This window comes from Caballeronia zhejiangensis (assembly GCF_000698575.1).
GTDB lineage: Bacteria > Pseudomonadota > Gammaproteobacteria > Burkholderiales > Burkholderiaceae > Caballeronia > Caballeronia zhejiangensis.
The window spans coordinates 233,152-247,230 of record NZ_JFHD01000003.1 but is presented as its reverse complement, the minus strand read 5'-3'; the positions used below and the strand labels follow the sequence as shown (position 1 = coordinate 247,230).

The 14,079-nt window shown below is 61.7% G+C and carries 16 protein-coding genes; 9 read left to right on the top strand and 7 right to left on the bottom strand.

What is annotated here, in order from left to right:
• Positions 1 to 31 precede the first annotated feature (31 nt).
• Positions 32 to 217 (bottom strand): hypothetical protein, encoded by a 186-nt coding sequence (locus BG60_RS07095; protein ID WP_034471032.1) that lies wholly within the window; start codon positions 215 to 217, stop codon positions 32 to 34.
• Between the two features lie 178 nt (positions 218 to 395).
• Here BG60_RS07095 and BG60_RS07090 point away from each other — a divergent pair, with 178 nt between their 5' ends.
• Complete coding sequence (locus tag BG60_RS07090; protein WP_235366220.1) at positions 396 to 1,502, top strand: aldose epimerase family protein; 1,107 nt, start codon at positions 396 to 398, stop codon at positions 1,500 to 1,502.
• 205 nt (positions 1,503 to 1,707) lie between these two features.
• Here BG60_RS07090 and BG60_RS07085 read toward each other — a convergent pair whose 3' ends face one another.
• Positions 1,708 to 2,004: a hypothetical protein gene (locus BG60_RS07085; protein WP_008347927.1), complete on the bottom strand. Its 297-nt coding sequence runs from the start codon at positions 2,002 to 2,004 to the stop codon at positions 1,708 to 1,710.
• A gap of 272 nt (positions 2,005 to 2,276) precedes the next feature.
• On the opposite strand from BG60_RS07085, the gene BG60_RS07080 reads away from it, so the two are divergent.
• Positions 2,277 to 3,329, top strand: coding sequence for a helix-turn-helix transcriptional regulator (locus BG60_RS07080; protein ID WP_008347929.1), 1,053 nt, complete (start codon positions 2,277 to 2,279; stop codon positions 3,327 to 3,329).
• Here BG60_RS07080 and BG60_RS07075 read toward each other — a convergent pair.
• Positions 3,280 to 4,569 (bottom strand): MFS transporter, encoded by a 1,290-nt coding sequence (locus BG60_RS07075; protein ID WP_008347932.1) that lies wholly within the window; start codon positions 4,567 to 4,569, stop codon positions 3,280 to 3,282. The two genes, BG60_RS07080 and BG60_RS07075, sit on opposite strands and share 50 nt — an antisense overlap.
• A 145-nt stretch (positions 4,570 to 4,714) precedes the next feature.
• On the opposite strand from BG60_RS07075, the gene BG60_RS07070 reads away from it, so the two are divergent.
• The 6 genes from BG60_RS07070 (at position 4,715) to BG60_RS07045 (ending at position 8,586) form a co-directional block, all read left to right on the top strand.
• Entirely contained in the window at positions 4,715 to 5,596 is an 882-nt protein-coding gene (locus BG60_RS07070) for an RNA polymerase sigma-70 factor (protein ID WP_008347933.1), read from the top strand.
• 117 nt (positions 5,597 to 5,713) lie between these two features.
• Complete coding sequence (locus BG60_RS07065; protein ID WP_008347936.1) at positions 5,714 to 6,193, top strand: carboxymuconolactone decarboxylase family protein; 480 nt, start codon at positions 5,714 to 5,716, stop codon at positions 6,191 to 6,193.
• A gap of 38 nt (positions 6,194 to 6,231) precedes the next feature.
• Complete coding sequence (locus BG60_RS07060; RefSeq protein ID WP_008347938.1) at positions 6,232 to 6,639, top strand: cupin domain-containing protein; 408 nt, start codon at positions 6,232 to 6,234, stop codon at positions 6,637 to 6,639.
• Between the two features lie 76 nt (positions 6,640 to 6,715).
• Positions 6,716 to 7,729: a LysR family transcriptional regulator gene (locus tag BG60_RS07055; RefSeq protein WP_033536192.1), complete on the top strand. Its 1,014-nt coding sequence runs from the start codon at positions 6,716 to 6,718 to the stop codon at positions 7,727 to 7,729.
• 110 nt (positions 7,730 to 7,839) lie between these two features.
• Positions 7,840 to 8,013: an NAD-dependent epimerase/dehydratase family protein gene (locus BG60_RS07050; RefSeq protein ID WP_008347941.1), complete on the top strand. Its 174-nt coding sequence runs from the start codon at positions 7,840 to 7,842 to the stop codon at positions 8,011 to 8,013.
• A gap of 39 nt (positions 8,014 to 8,052) precedes the next feature.
• Positions 8,053 to 8,586, top strand: coding sequence for an Ohr family peroxiredoxin (locus BG60_RS07045; RefSeq protein ID WP_008347943.1), 534 nt, complete (start codon positions 8,053 to 8,055; stop codon positions 8,584 to 8,586).
• Here the strand turns inward: BG60_RS07045 and BG60_RS07040 are convergent.
• The 4 genes from BG60_RS07040 to BG60_RS07025 form a co-directional block, all read right to left on the bottom strand.
• Positions 8,568 to 9,932 carry an MFS transporter gene (locus BG60_RS07040; RefSeq protein WP_008347945.1) on the bottom strand — a complete coding sequence of 455 codons (1,365 nt, stop codon included), beginning with the start codon at positions 9,930 to 9,932 and terminating at the stop codon, positions 8,568 to 8,570. The two genes, BG60_RS07045 and BG60_RS07040, sit on opposite strands and share 19 nt — an antisense overlap.
• Positions 9,933 to 10,003: 71 nt before the next feature.
• Positions 10,004 to 10,339, bottom strand: a complete 336-nt coding sequence (locus BG60_RS07035) for an NIPSNAP family protein (protein WP_008347947.1) — start codon at positions 10,337 to 10,339, stop codon at positions 10,004 to 10,006.
• Positions 10,336 to 12,081, bottom strand: a complete 1,746-nt coding sequence (locus tag BG60_RS07030) for an FAD-dependent oxidoreductase (protein ID WP_008347949.1) — start codon at positions 12,079 to 12,081, stop codon at positions 10,336 to 10,338. Before BG60_RS07030 ends, BG60_RS07035 begins: the two co-directional genes overlap by 4 nt.
• A 60-nt stretch (positions 12,082 to 12,141) precedes the next feature.
• The gene (locus BG60_RS07025) at positions 12,142 to 12,981 is read right to left on the bottom strand and encodes an SDR family NAD(P)-dependent oxidoreductase (RefSeq protein ID WP_008347951.1); all 840 of its coding nucleotides are present in this window, start codon (positions 12,979 to 12,981) and stop codon (positions 12,142 to 12,144) included.
• Between the two features lie 136 nt (positions 12,982 to 13,117).
• Between BG60_RS07025 and BG60_RS07020 the strand changes: the two genes are divergently transcribed.
• Positions 13,118 to 14,011 (top strand): helix-turn-helix domain-containing protein, encoded by an 894-nt coding sequence (locus BG60_RS07020; protein WP_033536193.1) that lies wholly within the window; start codon positions 13,118 to 13,120, stop codon positions 14,009 to 14,011.
• Positions 14,012 to 14,079: the final 68 nt, after the last annotated feature.

Sequence of the window (14,079 nt, the reverse complement as noted above, 5' to 3'; positions counted from 1 at the left end):
TGATTCATTGGACGATAGCAAGCACGCAAGATCAGCCGGCCTCACCTACGTCTTTCGGATTCGGCAGCTTTTCTTCCTTGCTTTGATCGGTGCGCTTCGGCGGCTCGGGCTCATTTCTCATCGTGCGCTTTTGCTCGTCGGACAAGCGGCGGTCGGCCATGTTCGGATCTTCTGGCGTGTGGGTGGGCGGCGTCGGTCGATCGGTTTGCTGATTCATGAGCGGCTCCTTGTCGTGTTCGTCGGATGACATGAAGAGGTCGCATCCGACGTGCCCGCCGTACCGGGTACAGCCGATGCTCCACTCACACTCCGATGTATCGATCGAACGTTCTTCTCTCATTGCTCTTATGCAGTTCGCGAAAAACACGCTCATTCGTTTTGCCGCTATCGCATGCATGATTTTGTTATCGCCGCGCGGCTTCGCTGCTTCGATTGCCTCCGCGCCCTATGGCGCGACCCAACAAGGCCAGGCGGTGACGCAATTCACGTTGTCCAATGCGCGCGGCGTGTCGATGAACTGCATCACGTATGGCGGCATCGTCACGCGTCTCGATGTGCCGGACCGGCGCGGGCGTCGCGCGGATATCGTGCTCGGCTTTGGCTCGCTCAACGACTATGAGAAGTACAACGGCAAGATCCATTTCGGCGGTCTGATCGGGCGTTATGCGAATCGCATCGCCGATGGAAAGTTCGAACTTGATGGCCGCGACTACAAGCTGCCCGTCAACGAGCCACCGAATACACTGCATGGCGGTCCGCATGGATTCGACGAGAAAGTCTGGACCGTGGTGAAGACGTTTCAGGGCGCGCAAGGCGCGGGCGTGCAGCTTCGCTATGTGAGTCCCGATGGCGAGAACGGCTTTCCCGGCACGCTTACTGTCGACGTAACCTACACGCTCACCGACGATAACGAAGTGCGTATCGACTATCGTGCGAAGACGGACAAGCCGACCGTCCTGAACCTCACGAACCATAGCTACTTCAACCTCGCGGGCGAGGGCAGCGGCAATGTCGAAGGGCAGCTCATCATGATCGCGGGATCGAGCTACACGCCGACGCGCGCCGATTCGATTCCGACCGGCGAGATGGCGAGCGTCGAGAACACACCGCTGGATCTGCGAGCGCTGACGCCGATCGGCGCGCGTTTGCGTTCGTCGAATCAGCAGATGCGTTATGCGCGCGGCTACGACCACAACTGGAAGCTCAACAAGAACGGCCAGCGCACTGGAGAACCCGGCTTTGCCGCGCGCGCCTACGATCCGTCGAGCGGCCGCGTGCTCGATGTCTATACGACGCAGCCCGGCTTGCAGTTCTACACGGGCAACGGTCTCGATGGCAGCGCGATCGGCACGTCGGGCGTGGCGTATCGACAAACGGATGGCTTCGCGCTAGAAACCCAGCATTTCCCGGACTCGCCGAACCGCCCCACGTTCCCATCGACCGAACTCAAGCCCGGCGACGAGTATCACGAAGTCACCGTCTGGAAGATCGGTGTGCGTTAGCGCATGTGTCGGGTGCGAATCGCACCCCGGGACGCGAAGCCACACGTAGAGGCACTTTTCGACGCGGTGGTCGGAATCGGCCCCCGCGTCGAGTGCTCTCTCTCAGGCTGGCCCTCGGAATTCGTTCGGCGCAAACGGAATTTTGCGTTTTGCATTCGAAATGCCTTGTCCTGCTTTGCATTTCGCATGCGCTGCTGGCGGAGCGCTAGGCGGCCGCCTTGTCGGAGTCTGCTGCCCGGTTCTGTTCGAGAAGATCGAGGAGCCGCAGCACGCGGGCGCGTTGCGTCGAGACGAGATCGCTTTCGTCGCCGACCGCGGCGAGCCGCCTTTTCCAGTAGGCATGATCGAACTGGTCGACCGCCTTTGAATTTCCCGATAGCGCGAGCGAACGGATCATGTGCTCGAGATGATCGAGCTGGGTGTCCGCGAGACGCGCGGGCTTGAGCATCGCTCGCGTGGCCTGCGCGGCGCGCCCGACTTGCACAATTTTCGACTTTTCCATGTGTGACGCCCCGAAACGTCTTTTCTCTCTTTATGTGCGGCTGAATTTTTTATCTTGACTAGCCGTAAACCCTAGGATGGGGAGTCAGCAATGTGACGGCGGGATGAAGGCAAGGAATCGCCGACCTGGCCGCCCACGACGCCGCACACGCTGCTCCTCGTCCAGCACGATACACCGGCATTCAAAATACGCTTTACCATGCGTCTCATTTGCTGGCGCGTATCGTGCGCGCCACAGCGCGAAGGACGACCCGACAACATCGACTGCCGCACATGCCCGCAGATTCCGATCCGCCGAAGATTTCCACGCACTTTTCGACGCGCGCCTGTCCGCGTGAGCGTCAATTGCTCGCATGGCGCGATCGGGTCGGGCATGTGGTCGATGTCGTGCCGGACAAGGATCAGATTGCACGCGGTTTCTCGGGCAGCATCGATTTGCATGCGGCGGGCGGCCTCGTGTTCACGGAAGCGCGCACCGACGCGCTCGTGCTCGAGCGATCTATCGCGCGCGTCTCCACTGACACGCGTCGCGATTTCGCATTTCACGTCTATGTGGAAGGCGAGACCGGTCACGTCAGCGGGCTGAGCGTCAAGCGCAGCGCGCCTGGCTCTGTGCGCGGCATCATCGCACTCGATCTGAATCAGCGCTTTCGCGTCGAACGTCCGGCGTGCCGCGTGCTGACGATGTTCGTACCGCGTGTAATCGTCGCCGCGCATATCGGCGACTGCGACGCGTTGCACGGTCGCGTGCTGCCCGATCACGCGCCGCTCGTGCATTTCGTGTTCGAACATTTCGAGGCCACCGCGCGAGAATTGCCGGTGCTCGACCGGCCCGACGCCGCTGACGCGCTCGATGCCGGCGCGCGGCTCCTGCTCGCGGCATTCGCCGACAAGCCGAATGCCGCGAGCGATTCACGCGCCGCACTGCAAACGGCCGTGAAGAGCCAGGTGAAGCGTTACATCGAAACGCGCCTGCATGAGGCCGATCTCACGCCGACCGCGATCGTCGAGGCACTCGGGCTCAAGCGCGCGACAGTCTATCGGTGGTTCGAGCAGGAGGGCGGGCTCGCCGCATATATTCGACTTCGCCGCTTGCGCGAAGCGGCCGACGAACTCGCGCTGTTTCCCAATCTGCGGATAGCGGATATCGCATTCGGTCTCGGCTTCAAGAGCGCATCGGATTTCACGCGCGCGTTTCGCCGCGCGTTCGACGTCAGTCCGCTCGAGATGCGCCTGCGCGCGCTCGAACTGTTGCGCGCGACGAGTGGCGATCCCGTCATGCGGATGCGCGCCGCGCACTCGCGCGGCCTTCCGGAAAGCGGCTGAGCGCAAGAAGCGTCAGGCAGTTTGCGGCGAGCAGATACCACGCGGGCGTCATTACGTTGCCCGTCGCGCCGACGAGCCATGCGACCGTCAACGGCGAGAATCCCCCGAAGATGACGACGCCGAAGGTATAGATCACGGCGAGGCTCGCCGCGCGCCGATGCTTCGGGAAGGCTTCGAGCATGAGCACCGAAGCGGCGCCCGCGTTGTTCAGCGCGACTGCGACATAGAGCAGGATGATGACGAGCGCGAGCCCATCCGGTGCGCCTCGCGTGAGCGCATAAAACGCGGGATAAGCCGTCGCGAGCGCGGCGAAGAGCGAGGCATATTGCAGCGTCTTGCGGCTCATCAGCCGATCGGCCGCAAGCGCGACGAGCGGCGTGACGATCAGAATAACGAGGCCGGAGAGCGACGCGATCAGAAAGCTGATGACAGGCGGCCGCTGCAGCGTATGCGTCAGATAGCTCGGCATGTACAGCACGGCGATGTAGATGCTCGACGATGGCGCGGCCATCATCAGGATGCCGCATGCGAGCGGGCGCGCGTGCTCGCGCAGTACAGTTGCGAGCGGCGTGCGCGCGGGTCGGGGCTTCGACGTGGATGCGTCGCCCGGCATGCGGCGCAGAAACCATCCGAGCGGCGCGATCAGTCCGCCGATGAAGAAGGGCGCGCGCCATCCCCATTGCAAGAGTTGCTCCGGCGACAGAAGCGCCGATGTGCACGCGCCGACGAGCGCCGCCACGCACGCGGCCGCGCCCTGACTCGCACCACGCCAGCTGACGATGAAGCAGCGCCGTTCATAAGGCACGGCTTCCATCAGCAGCGCCGATGCCGGTCCGATCTCGCCGCCCGCCGCGAGTCCTTGCAAAAGCCGCGCGACCACGATCAGCACGGTCGCGCTCGCGCCGATCGCCGCGTGCGTCGGCAAGCATGCGATCAGCCACGTACCCAGCGCCATCACGGCGATCGACAGCCGCATGCCGGCTTCGCGTCCGCATCGATCCGCGTATCGTCCGATGAGCACTGCGCCGAGCGGACGCATCACGAAGCCGGCGCCGAATGTCGCGAGCGATAGCAGCAGAGACGAGGCGGGATCATGCGCGGGAAAGAACAGCCGCCCGATGATCGCCGCGGAGAAGCCGTACACAGTGAAGTCGTATGCGACGAAGCCATTGCTGATCACCGTCGCTACGATGATGCGGGTCAGATTCGCGGGCGCTTGTGGACGTTCGATTTCAGTCATGAATGAGATTGGCGCGTTCGATTCCGGCCATCGATATTAACGGCCGTGTTATTCATATCTTTAAAGGAATATCGCGCACGCGTAATATACGATCTCCTTTCAAGCCGATGACTTCACAGACGTTCAGTAACGAGGAATCGCCTTCATGGATGACGCCACGCGCGAATTCGACCGCTTGCGCCCTCGTCTGCAGGGCATTGCGTATCGCATGCTCGGTTCGGTCGCCGAAGCCGAGGATATCGTGCAGGACGTATGGCTGCGCTGGCATGCGGCGGCTCACGAAGCGATCGAGAATGCCGAGGCGTGGCTCGTCGCAGTGACGACGCGCCATTCGATCGACCGGTTGCGCGCCGCGAAGTTGCAGCGCGAACACTACACCGGCATCTGGCTGCCCGAGCCGCAGATCACCGAGCCGCCGGCAACGCCGGAGGAGGTCACGGAGCGCGCGGACGACGTATCCGTCGCGTTCCTCATGCTGCTCGAACGCCTCACGCCCGAAGCGCGCGCGGCGTTTCTGTTGCGCGAGGTCTTCGACGCCGACTATGCGGAGGTCGCGAACATCATCGGCAAGACGGAGGCCGCATGCCGCCAGCTCGTGAGCCGAGCCAAGGCACAACTACGCGAAGAGCGTCCGCGACGTTCGGTGTCGCGAGAGATTCAAAGGCGCTTGCTGCATGCATTCGCGCACGCGATGGAGCTCGGCGATTTCGCAGCTATTCATGCGATGCTCGCGGAGGACGCCATGCTGATCGGCGATGGCGGCGGGCGCGTGCAGAGTTTCCCCAAACCGCTTTTGGGCGGCAAACGCATCGCGCAGCTTTTTTATGCGGCCTTTCTGCGGTATGGAAACGGCGTGCGTCTCGAACTCGTCATGCTGAATGAGCAATGGGCGCTGCTGCGTTTCATCGACGGCAAGCTCGAATCCGCGCAGACTTTCGATATCGAAGATGAACGCATCGTACGCATACAGGTGCAGCGCAATCCGGATAAGCTCGAACGCATTGCGGCTCGCCATGGCAATGCATGAACGCTCGCGATTCGATTGATGCGTGCGAGGCAACAGCGTGGGCACGTTCGCGTGTCTACCGCGACAAGCCGCGCAAACCTAGGATGACATCCATCTTCAACCAGACATGGAGTCATCATGACGCAGCGAGTCAACTACATTCAACAATCTCCCGAGCTTTTCCGGAAGTTCTATGAGTTCAGTCAGGCGGTGCGTGAATGCTCGATCGAGCAGACGACCCGCGATCTCGTGACGCTTCGCGCATCGCAAATGAATGGCTGTGCGTTTTGCGTCGATATGCATGTGAAGGAAGCGAAGATTCATGGCGAGCGCGAACTGCGCACGCATCACGTTGCGATCTGGCGTGAATCGCCGCTGTTTTCGCCGCGCGAACGTGCCGCGCTCGCGTGGACCGAAGTGCTGACGCGCATTCCCGAGCATGGCGTGTCCGACGATCTCTTTGCACGCGTGCGTGAGCAGTTTTCGGAGAAGGAGTTGTCGGATCTGACGTACATCATCATCGAGATCAATGGGTGGAACCGTGCGAATGTCGCGTTTCAGACGGTTCCGGGTTCGTCGGATAAAGCTTTCGGCCTGGACAAGGCAAACCTGTCGTAGTGCGTTCGCGCCGTCGTTCGATCATGGGAGAACGGATCATGCACAGCATCAAACGCGTGGGACTTGCACTCGTCTTCGGATGCGCGGCGCTCGCGGCGAGCACGGCGCACGCGGCGCCGGAGGCCATCGTCAAGGAACTCATGACGAAGCCGCTTCCGGAATATCCCGGCAAGGAGGCGCTGATGATCAGCGTGGAGTATCCTCCGGGCGCGGTCGATCCCGTGCATCGTCACGACGCTCATGCCTACGTATATGTCCTGGAAGGTACGATCGTCATGCAGGTTCGCGGCGGCAAGGCCGTGACGCTCAAAGCCGGCGATACCTTTTATGAAGGCCCTGACGACATTCACACTGTGGGACGCAACGCGAGCAACACGAAGCGCGCGAAATTCATCGTGCTGCTTCTCAAAGACAAGGACAAGCCCGTTCTGACGCCCGTTAAATAAAAAATTCGGCATGGCGCGTCACAAACCGTGTGGCGCAAACGTCTTGTTGGACAGAGCCACTACGTTTCGTGCCGCCATGCCATCAGACCTTGTGTGTCATTCCGACGATTCTCTCGCGTATAGCTTCGTAGCGAGTTATGCGGGCGTCGTTTCTTTTCTTGCCGTCGCCAACGAAGGCAGCTTCGCGAAAGCGAGCGACCGCCTGGGCATCGGCCGTTCCGCCGTCAGCCGCAACGTACAGAAGCTGGAAGCACAGCTCGATGCGCGTCTCTTCCTGCGCACGACGCGGAGCACGTCGCTCACACGCGAAGGCGAGCTCTTCTACAAGAATTGTCAGCCAGGCGTGGAGCGCATCGTGCAGGCGCTGGAGGACATGCGCGAGTTGCGCAACGGGCCGCCACGCGGTCACTTGCGCATCGCGTCGGCACCGGGCTTCGGCCGCAAGGTCGTCGCGCCGCTTCTAGCCGGCTTTAATGCACGCTATCCGGACATCGCACTCGAACTGCTGCTGAACGATCGTCCGTGCGATTTCACGGCAGATCGGGTGGATGTCGCGTTTCGCGATGGTCACATGGAAGATAGCGAAGTCGTTGCAAAGCAATTGATTCCGATGCAGATGATCGTCTGCGCATCGCCGGCGTATGCGCGCGAGCACGGCCTGCCGCGTCATGTCGACGATCTCGACGACCATCGCTGCATCAATTTCCGCGCGCCGGCGGGGCGCATCGCTGAATGGGAATTCAAGGTCGACGGCCTTGCGCGAAAGCGCTCGCCTGCGGCCCGGCAAACCTTCAACGATATCGACCTGATGCTGCAAGCAGTGCTCGACGGGCAGGGCATCGCACAACTGCCTGCGTATCTCGCCGGCGATTCGCTCAAGGCCGGGCGCCTCGTCACGTGTCTCGCGCAATACGCGCCCGACGATGGCGGCCACTATCTTTGCTATCTCAGCCGCAAGCATTTGCCCGCGCGCGTGCGTGTATTCGTCGATTACATGACCGAGCAGACGCGCGCGCTTGATCTGCATTGCCTGACGACGTTCATCACGAACCCACGTGCGGGCGTGCAGCAGCTCGTCTCAACCGATTGATGCATCGAAGGCAACACTGCGCATCCGTGCGAGGCGCTACCGGATGCACGCCTGCACGCCTACGATGCGTCACGCATCGCGCATTCGCGCATCGTTTCGAGGAGGAAATCATGAACATCGTAGTCATCGGCGGAAGCGGACTCATCGGCAGCAAGGTCGTGGAGCGTCTGCGTGCGCGCGGGCACGAAGTAATCGCGGCATCGCCGGCATCAGGCGTCGACACGATGACAGGAAAGGGCCTGCAAGAAGGGTTGCAGGACGCGCGCGAGGTCGCGGCGCCTTGAGCGATCGTGCAACGTTCGCGCGAAGAATGGATGACCGCCATGGAGCATATCGATCCGCCGCCCGTCAGCCTGCTCGACAGGTATCAAGGACGCGACGTGCAACCCCTGTATTCGACGACCGTCGCGGTGACGGGTGGCGATGCGGGACATGGCCGCGCGACGGGCGAGGCACGATCCGACGACGGCAATCTCGCTCTTGACCTGCGTATGCCCGAGGCGCTCGGCGGTCCCGGCGGCGGCACGAACCCCGAGCAACTGTTCGCCGCGGCCTACGCTGCATGTTTTCATGGCGCGATGGTCCTGCTTGCGGCGCGCGCCGGCATCGTTGTCGCGGCTGCAAGCGTGTACGTCACGGTCGAATTCAGCCGCGATCCGATGGACGGGCTCTTCGTGTTGACCGCCCACACACGCGTGCAGATGCCCGGCATCGAACGCAGCGTAGCTGAGGAACTCGTGCGCAGCACGGAACGCTTTTGCCCTTATACGAAGATGGCGCGTCAAGGCATCGTCAACATAGTTGCGCTTGCAAATACCGACGATGCCTCGAAAGCACATCAAGTCATCAAACGTTGAGTGGTTTCACTCGCTCTATCGCGCCGGCTCAACGCGCCCAACGCGAACGCGGCGATGATTGCGGGAATCGCGAGCAGCGTGAAGACCGCGCCAAATTGCAGCCCCATGCTCATGAGCACGCCGCCGGTCATTGCGCCCGCGACCGCGCCCATGCGGCCGATGCCAAGCATCCATGCGACGCCGGTCGCGCGGCTTCGCGTCGGATAGAACGACGCGGCGAGCGCCGACATCGATGTAACCGCGCTCGTCACCGCTGTTCCGGTCAGGAAGATCAGCACAGCAAGCCAGAACTGATCCGCGATGCCGCGTCCGATTGTCAGGACCATCGCCGCTGCGAGCACATAAGCGCACGCGTTCACGCGTCGCGGATTGGCCTTGCCCATCACCCAGCCAAGGCACAGGTTGCCGAGAATGCCGCCGAGCGGAAAGAGCGATGTCGTGAGCGCAGCGCGCTCGGCGGAGAAGCCTGCATCCTTGAAAAGCGTAGGAAGCCAGTTCGTCAGCAGATAGAAGATCATCAGCCCCATGAAATAGGCGAGCCATAACATGGACGTGCCAAAGCGATAGGGACGCGAGACGATGATGCCGAGCGAAGATTTGTCGGCGCCGGCCGTGCGCGTATCGGCAGAAGTGAACGTGACGCGCGCGCCTTCCGCGAGACGCGGATCGTTCGAGATGCGGCGCAGGACGCGCGCGATCTTTCGCGTAGGGCGTTGTCTCACGACCATGAACTGTGCGGACTCGGGCAACAGAACGAGCAACAGCACGGTGAGCACGATAGGACCGAGTCCGCCGGCGACGAGCACGCTTTGCCAGCCGAAATGCGGTATGAGCCATGCGGCGCAGAGCCCGCCAAGCGATAGTCCTACGGAGAAGCCGCAGAACATCGCATTGACGGCGATAGCACGAACGCGCGCCGGTGCGTATTCGGACATCAGCGTGACCGCGTTGGGCATTGCCGCGCCGAGACCCAGGCCGGTGAGGAAGCGCCACGCGGTTAGTGTTTCGACTGAGCTTGCTTGTGCCGATGCGAGGCTCCATACGCCAAAGAAGAACACGGAAAGGGCAAGCACCGCCTTGCGTCCGATACGGTCGGCGGCCGGCCCGGCCACGAGCGCGCCGATGCCGAGACCGACGAGCGCCGCACTCATCACCGGGCCTAACGCGGCGCGCGTGATGCCCCAGTCGCCGATCAACGACGGCGCGATAAAACCGATTGCCGCGGTATCGAAACCGTCGGCCGCGACGACGAGAAAGCACAGGATCAGAATGACCCATTGATAGGGCGAGAAGCGCTCGCCGTCGATAAAGCTCTGGACCTCGATGGTCCCGACGTTCTTTTCCATGCCGTTATGTCTCCATTCATTCATGTGCAAGCGGAAGAATGCGGCCTTCGTCGTGCCGCTATGCCGCGCGCTTATCGAACTGCTGGCGAAAGACTCTTGAACTCGACGCGCCTGATGATGCGGCTTTCCTGGGCGACGATGAGATGCGCCGACGCATGCAGATAAGCGGGCCATTCGGGGTCGTTGTCGCGCGCGGTGCGCCGCTGGTCGTAATCCGCGATGCTCTCGTAGCCCCACAGATGCACGACCTGATTCAACGCGCCGATATCGCTCATATAGAAACCTACGGGCGCGCCGAGATATCTGGTCTGAATAGGCATCGCTAGACGGTCGAATACGTCGATGAATTCCGACATGCCGCGCGGCTTGATCGTATAGATGCGGTGATCGATGAAGGGCTTGCTCATGCTGCGCTCCTCAATTCGCTGGACTTCGCGTGCGCGTCGACGCTGCCCGCGAGATGCAATCCGGTGAGATAACCGAACGTCATGATTGGACCGAGCGTGATGCCCGCGCCGGGGTAGTTGCCGCCCATGACGCTCGCGCGGTCGTTGCCGACGGCATAGAGCCCTGGTATCGGCTCGCTGCCCTTGAGTACCTGGCCATGCGGATTCGTCGCGATTCCGTCGAAGGTGCCGAGATCGCCCATAACGACCTTGAGCGCGTAGTACGGACCGTCGCCAATCGGTGCGATGCAAGGATTCGGCTTGTGAGCGGCATCGCCGAGATAGCGGTTGAAAGATGTCGTGCCACGGCCGAAAGCAGTGTCCTTGCCCTGCGTGGCATCGCGGTTATAGTCGCGGACCGTCGCTTCGAGCGCTGTGGCGTCGATGCCTGTCCGCCGTGCCAGTTCCGCGAGCGTGCGGCCTTTGACGAGATATCCGTTCTTCAGATGAGGACCGACCGGTAGCGGCGCGGGCTTTACAAAGCCGAGGCCGTATTTGCGAATCGTCGCGTGATCGCAGATGAGCCACATGGCTGTTTCGCTTTCATCGCGACAGGCTTCGATCATCGCTGCGCCGACATCGTGGTAGGAATTCGATTCGTTGGTGAAGCGCACGCCGCTGCGTGTCACGCCGATCAAGCCCGGCTTGTAGCGATCGAGCAGATGCGGGAACACGCCGTATTTGCCGCCTTTTAGCGGCACGCGCGAGACCGGCATCCACGCAGCGGGCTGCGGATAGCGAATATCGACACGTCCGCCCACGCGCTCGGCCATGCGCGCGCCATCGCCGGTATTGCCTGCCGGCACAGGCGATACATGTTCGCCGCCGCGCCGCACATGCGGATAGGCCTTTGCGATGCGCGCGACATCGTGAGAGAAGCCGCCACACGCCAGCACGACACCGCGTCGCGCAACGATGCGCGTTTCATGTCCGTTCGCAATCACGATCGCCCCGGTCACGCGGCCCTTCAACGTAATCAGTTCTTTCGCGCTCGTTCGCGTGTGAATCGGAATGCCGAGATCGAGCGTGGATTTCGCGAGGCGCGCGGCGAGTGCGTTGCCGCTCGTGATCTGCACGCCGCGCTTGTATTGTGCGAGTTCCCGGATATGGCTCGCGAGTCGCTTCGCGACATACCACGCGGATTCGATCGATTTCGTCGCGTTAAAGAAATGCTTGAGATCCGCGCTCGACGAATTGAACATCATGCCGATGAAAGTTATCGTCTTGAGCGGCGGGCGCAGGCGCACGATGTCCGAGCCAAGCGCGCGTGCGTCGAACGGTTTTGCAACGACGGAACGTCCCACGTCGACACCGCCCGGCGCATCGGGATGATAGTCGGGGTAGAGCGTCGGCAGAAATTCGACCGAGGTCTCGCGCTCGAAGAAATCGATCATGCGTGGGCCGCTTTCAAGGAACGCTTCGACGGCTGCTTCGTCATACATCGCGCCCGTTTCGCTGCGCATGTATCGAACTGCGGCTTCGCGCGTATCCTGCACGCCCGCTTCTTTCGCGTGGCGATTTCCCGGTATCCACAAGACGCCGCCCGAGAACGCGGTCGTGCCGCCGAAGTATTCCTCCTTCTCGACGACGATCACGTCGAGCCCTTGCTTCTTCGCTGTAATGGCCGTGGAAAGGCCGCCGGCGCCCGAGCCGATCACGAGCACATCGCAAGCGAGATCGGACGACCGCGTTACGGTAGTCATGATGAAGTCCTTTGATTGAAGCCGGGCGTTTCGCACGCCCGTGAGATGAGAAGCAGTGTGTCAGGCGTTGCGCGGCGCTTCGAAGCCGGGACGTGGAACGAGATCCATCAACATGCATTCGAAACCGCCGTCGACGGCAAGCTCCGCGCCGTTCACATAGGCCGCGCGCTGGCTTGCGAGGAATGCAACCACCTCGGCGATATCGCGCGGTTCGCCGATGCGCCGGCTTGCGATCATTGCGCTGCGGCGCGCTTCGACATCGCCTTGCTCATAGAACGCCATCGAAAGCGGCGTGCGGATCATGCCGGGGCAGACCGTATTGCTGCGCACGCCGCGCACGCCCCATTCGGCGGCGATCTGACGGGATAACATTGCGATGCCCGCCTTGCTCGGGCTATATGCGCCGCTCCACGTCTGCGGATGATGCGCCGCCACCGATGCGATATGCACGATGCTTCCGGCGCCGCGCGCGAGCATGTCGCGCCCGAATGCCTGCGCACATAACATGTAGCCGGTGAGATTGACGGCGAGCATCGCATTCCATGCATCGAGGCCGATATCTTCGATGCCGCCCGCGCGCAACAGGCCTGCGTTATTGACGAGCACATCGACCTGACCGAACTTGCGTGCAACCTGATCGCGTGCGCGGTTCACGCTCGTTGCATCGCCGATATCGCAAGTTATGGCGATAGCATCGACGCCAGTCGCGCGCAATGCTTGCGCCGCATCGTTGCAGCCCGCTTCATCGCGATCGAGTAGCGCGAGCCTTGCGCCCGCATCGGCGAATGTCGATGCAATGGCGCGCCCGATTCCGCCGGCCGAACCCGTCACTACGCATACGCTCGATTCGAGGCCGAGCCAATGCTGCGCGGTGTGATCCCGCGCGACCTGATTAGTCATCCTTGTCTCCTGAGTTCGTTCGATGCAAAGGCGCCGATAGCCTTGCCTGTGAAAAAAGTATATTCACGGCCATGCACGAAAGATTGGACAAAGGACGCAGACGACAGGACAATTTGTGCATCAGGAGACGCAGGATATGAGGAAAATCCCTAACTACAACTTGTACGGGGAATCGGCGCGTCCGCCGTGGTATGACGCGTTCAACTTCGAATGGATCGTCGAGCGCAGCGCGCCCAACGACTGGCATATCGACGCGCATCGCCACGACGCGCTCTTGCAATTTCTGTACATTCGCGGCGGCGGCGGGCAAGTGCTGATCGAGAACAGCATGATCGATCTCGTGCCGCCGTGCGTCATCATGCTGCCCGCGCAAACGGTTCATGGATTCAACTTCGCGCCGAACGTGGATGGTCTCGTCGTGACCGTCGCGCAAAGATCGATCGAGGCGCTGGCATCGATCGCGGCGCCGGGACTCGTTCCGGTGTTGCAACGCGCAGGCGTCTCGCGCATGAGTGCCCACTCCGTGAAGGAAAGCGCATTCGTGCCGATCGTCGAATTGCTCGAGAAGGAATTCCGCGCGACGAATCGCGGTCACATGGCGGCGGGCATGTCGCTATTGATTGCACTCTTTGTGCATGTCGTGCGCCTATGCGAAAGCGCATCTGCGCCGAGTGTCGCATCGACCGAAAGGCGGGCGCAGCAGATCAAGCGCTTCAGGGAACTGGTGGCCGCGCATTTTCGCGAGCATCGACCTGTCGAGTTCTATGCGCAGAAGCTCGGCATGACGGTCACACAACTCGGGCGGATATGCCGCGAAGAGATCTCGAGTTCGCCGCTCGCAATGATCAACGAGCATCTTGTGCGCGAGGCGCAGCGCGATCTCGTTTATTCCAGCATGTCGGTCAAGCAGATCGCACATGGACTGGGCTTTGCCGATATCGCTTATTTCAGCCGCTATTTTCGCAAGCAGACCGGCGTCACGCCGACCCGATTCCAGGCGGAAGCGCACAAGGCGCTGGCCATTCAATAGCCCGTTCGCTTCCTTCTTCGAGGGTTGCCAGCTTCGTACAAGCGTGCGATGCTTCGCCGTGCTGTAAA

Excerpts from the sequence above, each read along its gene's own strand:
- BG60_RS07090 (WP_235366220.1), top strand. The coding sequence starts at position 396 with ATGATTTTGTTATCGCCGCGCGGCTTCGCTGCTTCGATTGCCTCCGCG.
- BG60_RS07025 (WP_008347951.1), bottom strand. The coding sequence starts at position 12,981 with ATGACTAATCAGGTCGCGCGGGATCACACCGCGCAGCATTGGCTCGGC.
- BG60_RS07065 (WP_008347936.1), top strand. The coding sequence starts at position 5,714 with ATGACGCAGCGAGTCAACTACATTCAACAATCTCCCGAGCTTTTCCGG.
- BG60_RS07050 (WP_008347941.1), top strand. The coding sequence starts at position 7,840 with ATGAACATCGTAGTCATCGGCGGAAGCGGACTCATCGGCAGCAAGGTC.
- BG60_RS07080 (WP_008347929.1), top strand. The coding sequence starts at position 2,277 with ATGCCCGCAGATTCCGATCCGCCGAAGATTTCCACGCACTTTTCGACG.
- BG60_RS07055 (WP_033536192.1), top strand. The coding sequence starts at position 6,716 with ATGCCATCAGACCTTGTGTGTCATTCCGACGATTCTCTCGCGTATAGC.
- BG60_RS07095 (WP_034471032.1), bottom strand. The coding sequence starts at position 217 with ATGAATCAGCAAACCGATCGACCGACGCCGCCCACCCACACGCCAGAA.
- BG60_RS07030 (WP_008347949.1), bottom strand. The coding sequence starts at position 12,081 with ATGACTACCGTAACGCGGTCGTCCGATCTCGCTTGCGATGTGCTCGTG.
- BG60_RS07045 (WP_008347943.1), top strand. The coding sequence starts at position 8,053 with ATGGAGCATATCGATCCGCCGCCCGTCAGCCTGCTCGACAGGTATCAA.
- BG60_RS07060 (WP_008347938.1), top strand. The coding sequence starts at position 6,232 with ATGCACAGCATCAAACGCGTGGGACTTGCACTCGTCTTCGGATGCGCG.
- BG60_RS07075 (WP_008347932.1), bottom strand. The coding sequence starts at position 4,569 with ATGACTGAAATCGAACGTCCACAAGCGCCCGCGAATCTGACCCGCATC.
- BG60_RS07085 (WP_008347927.1), bottom strand. The coding sequence starts at position 2,004 with ATGGAAAAGTCGAAAATTGTGCAAGTCGGGCGCGCCGCGCAGGCCACG.
- BG60_RS07020 (WP_033536193.1), top strand. The coding sequence starts at position 13,118 with ATGAGGAAAATCCCTAACTACAACTTGTACGGGGAATCGGCGCGTCCG.
- BG60_RS07040 (WP_008347945.1), bottom strand. The coding sequence starts at position 9,932 with ATGGAAAAGAACGTCGGGACCATCGAGGTCCAGAGCTTTATCGACGGC.
- BG60_RS07035 (WP_008347947.1), bottom strand. The coding sequence starts at position 10,339 with ATGAGCAAGCCCTTCATCGATCACCGCATCTATACGATCAAGCCGCGC.
- BG60_RS07070 (WP_008347933.1), top strand. The coding sequence starts at position 4,715 with ATGGATGACGCCACGCGCGAATTCGACCGCTTGCGCCCTCGTCTGCAG.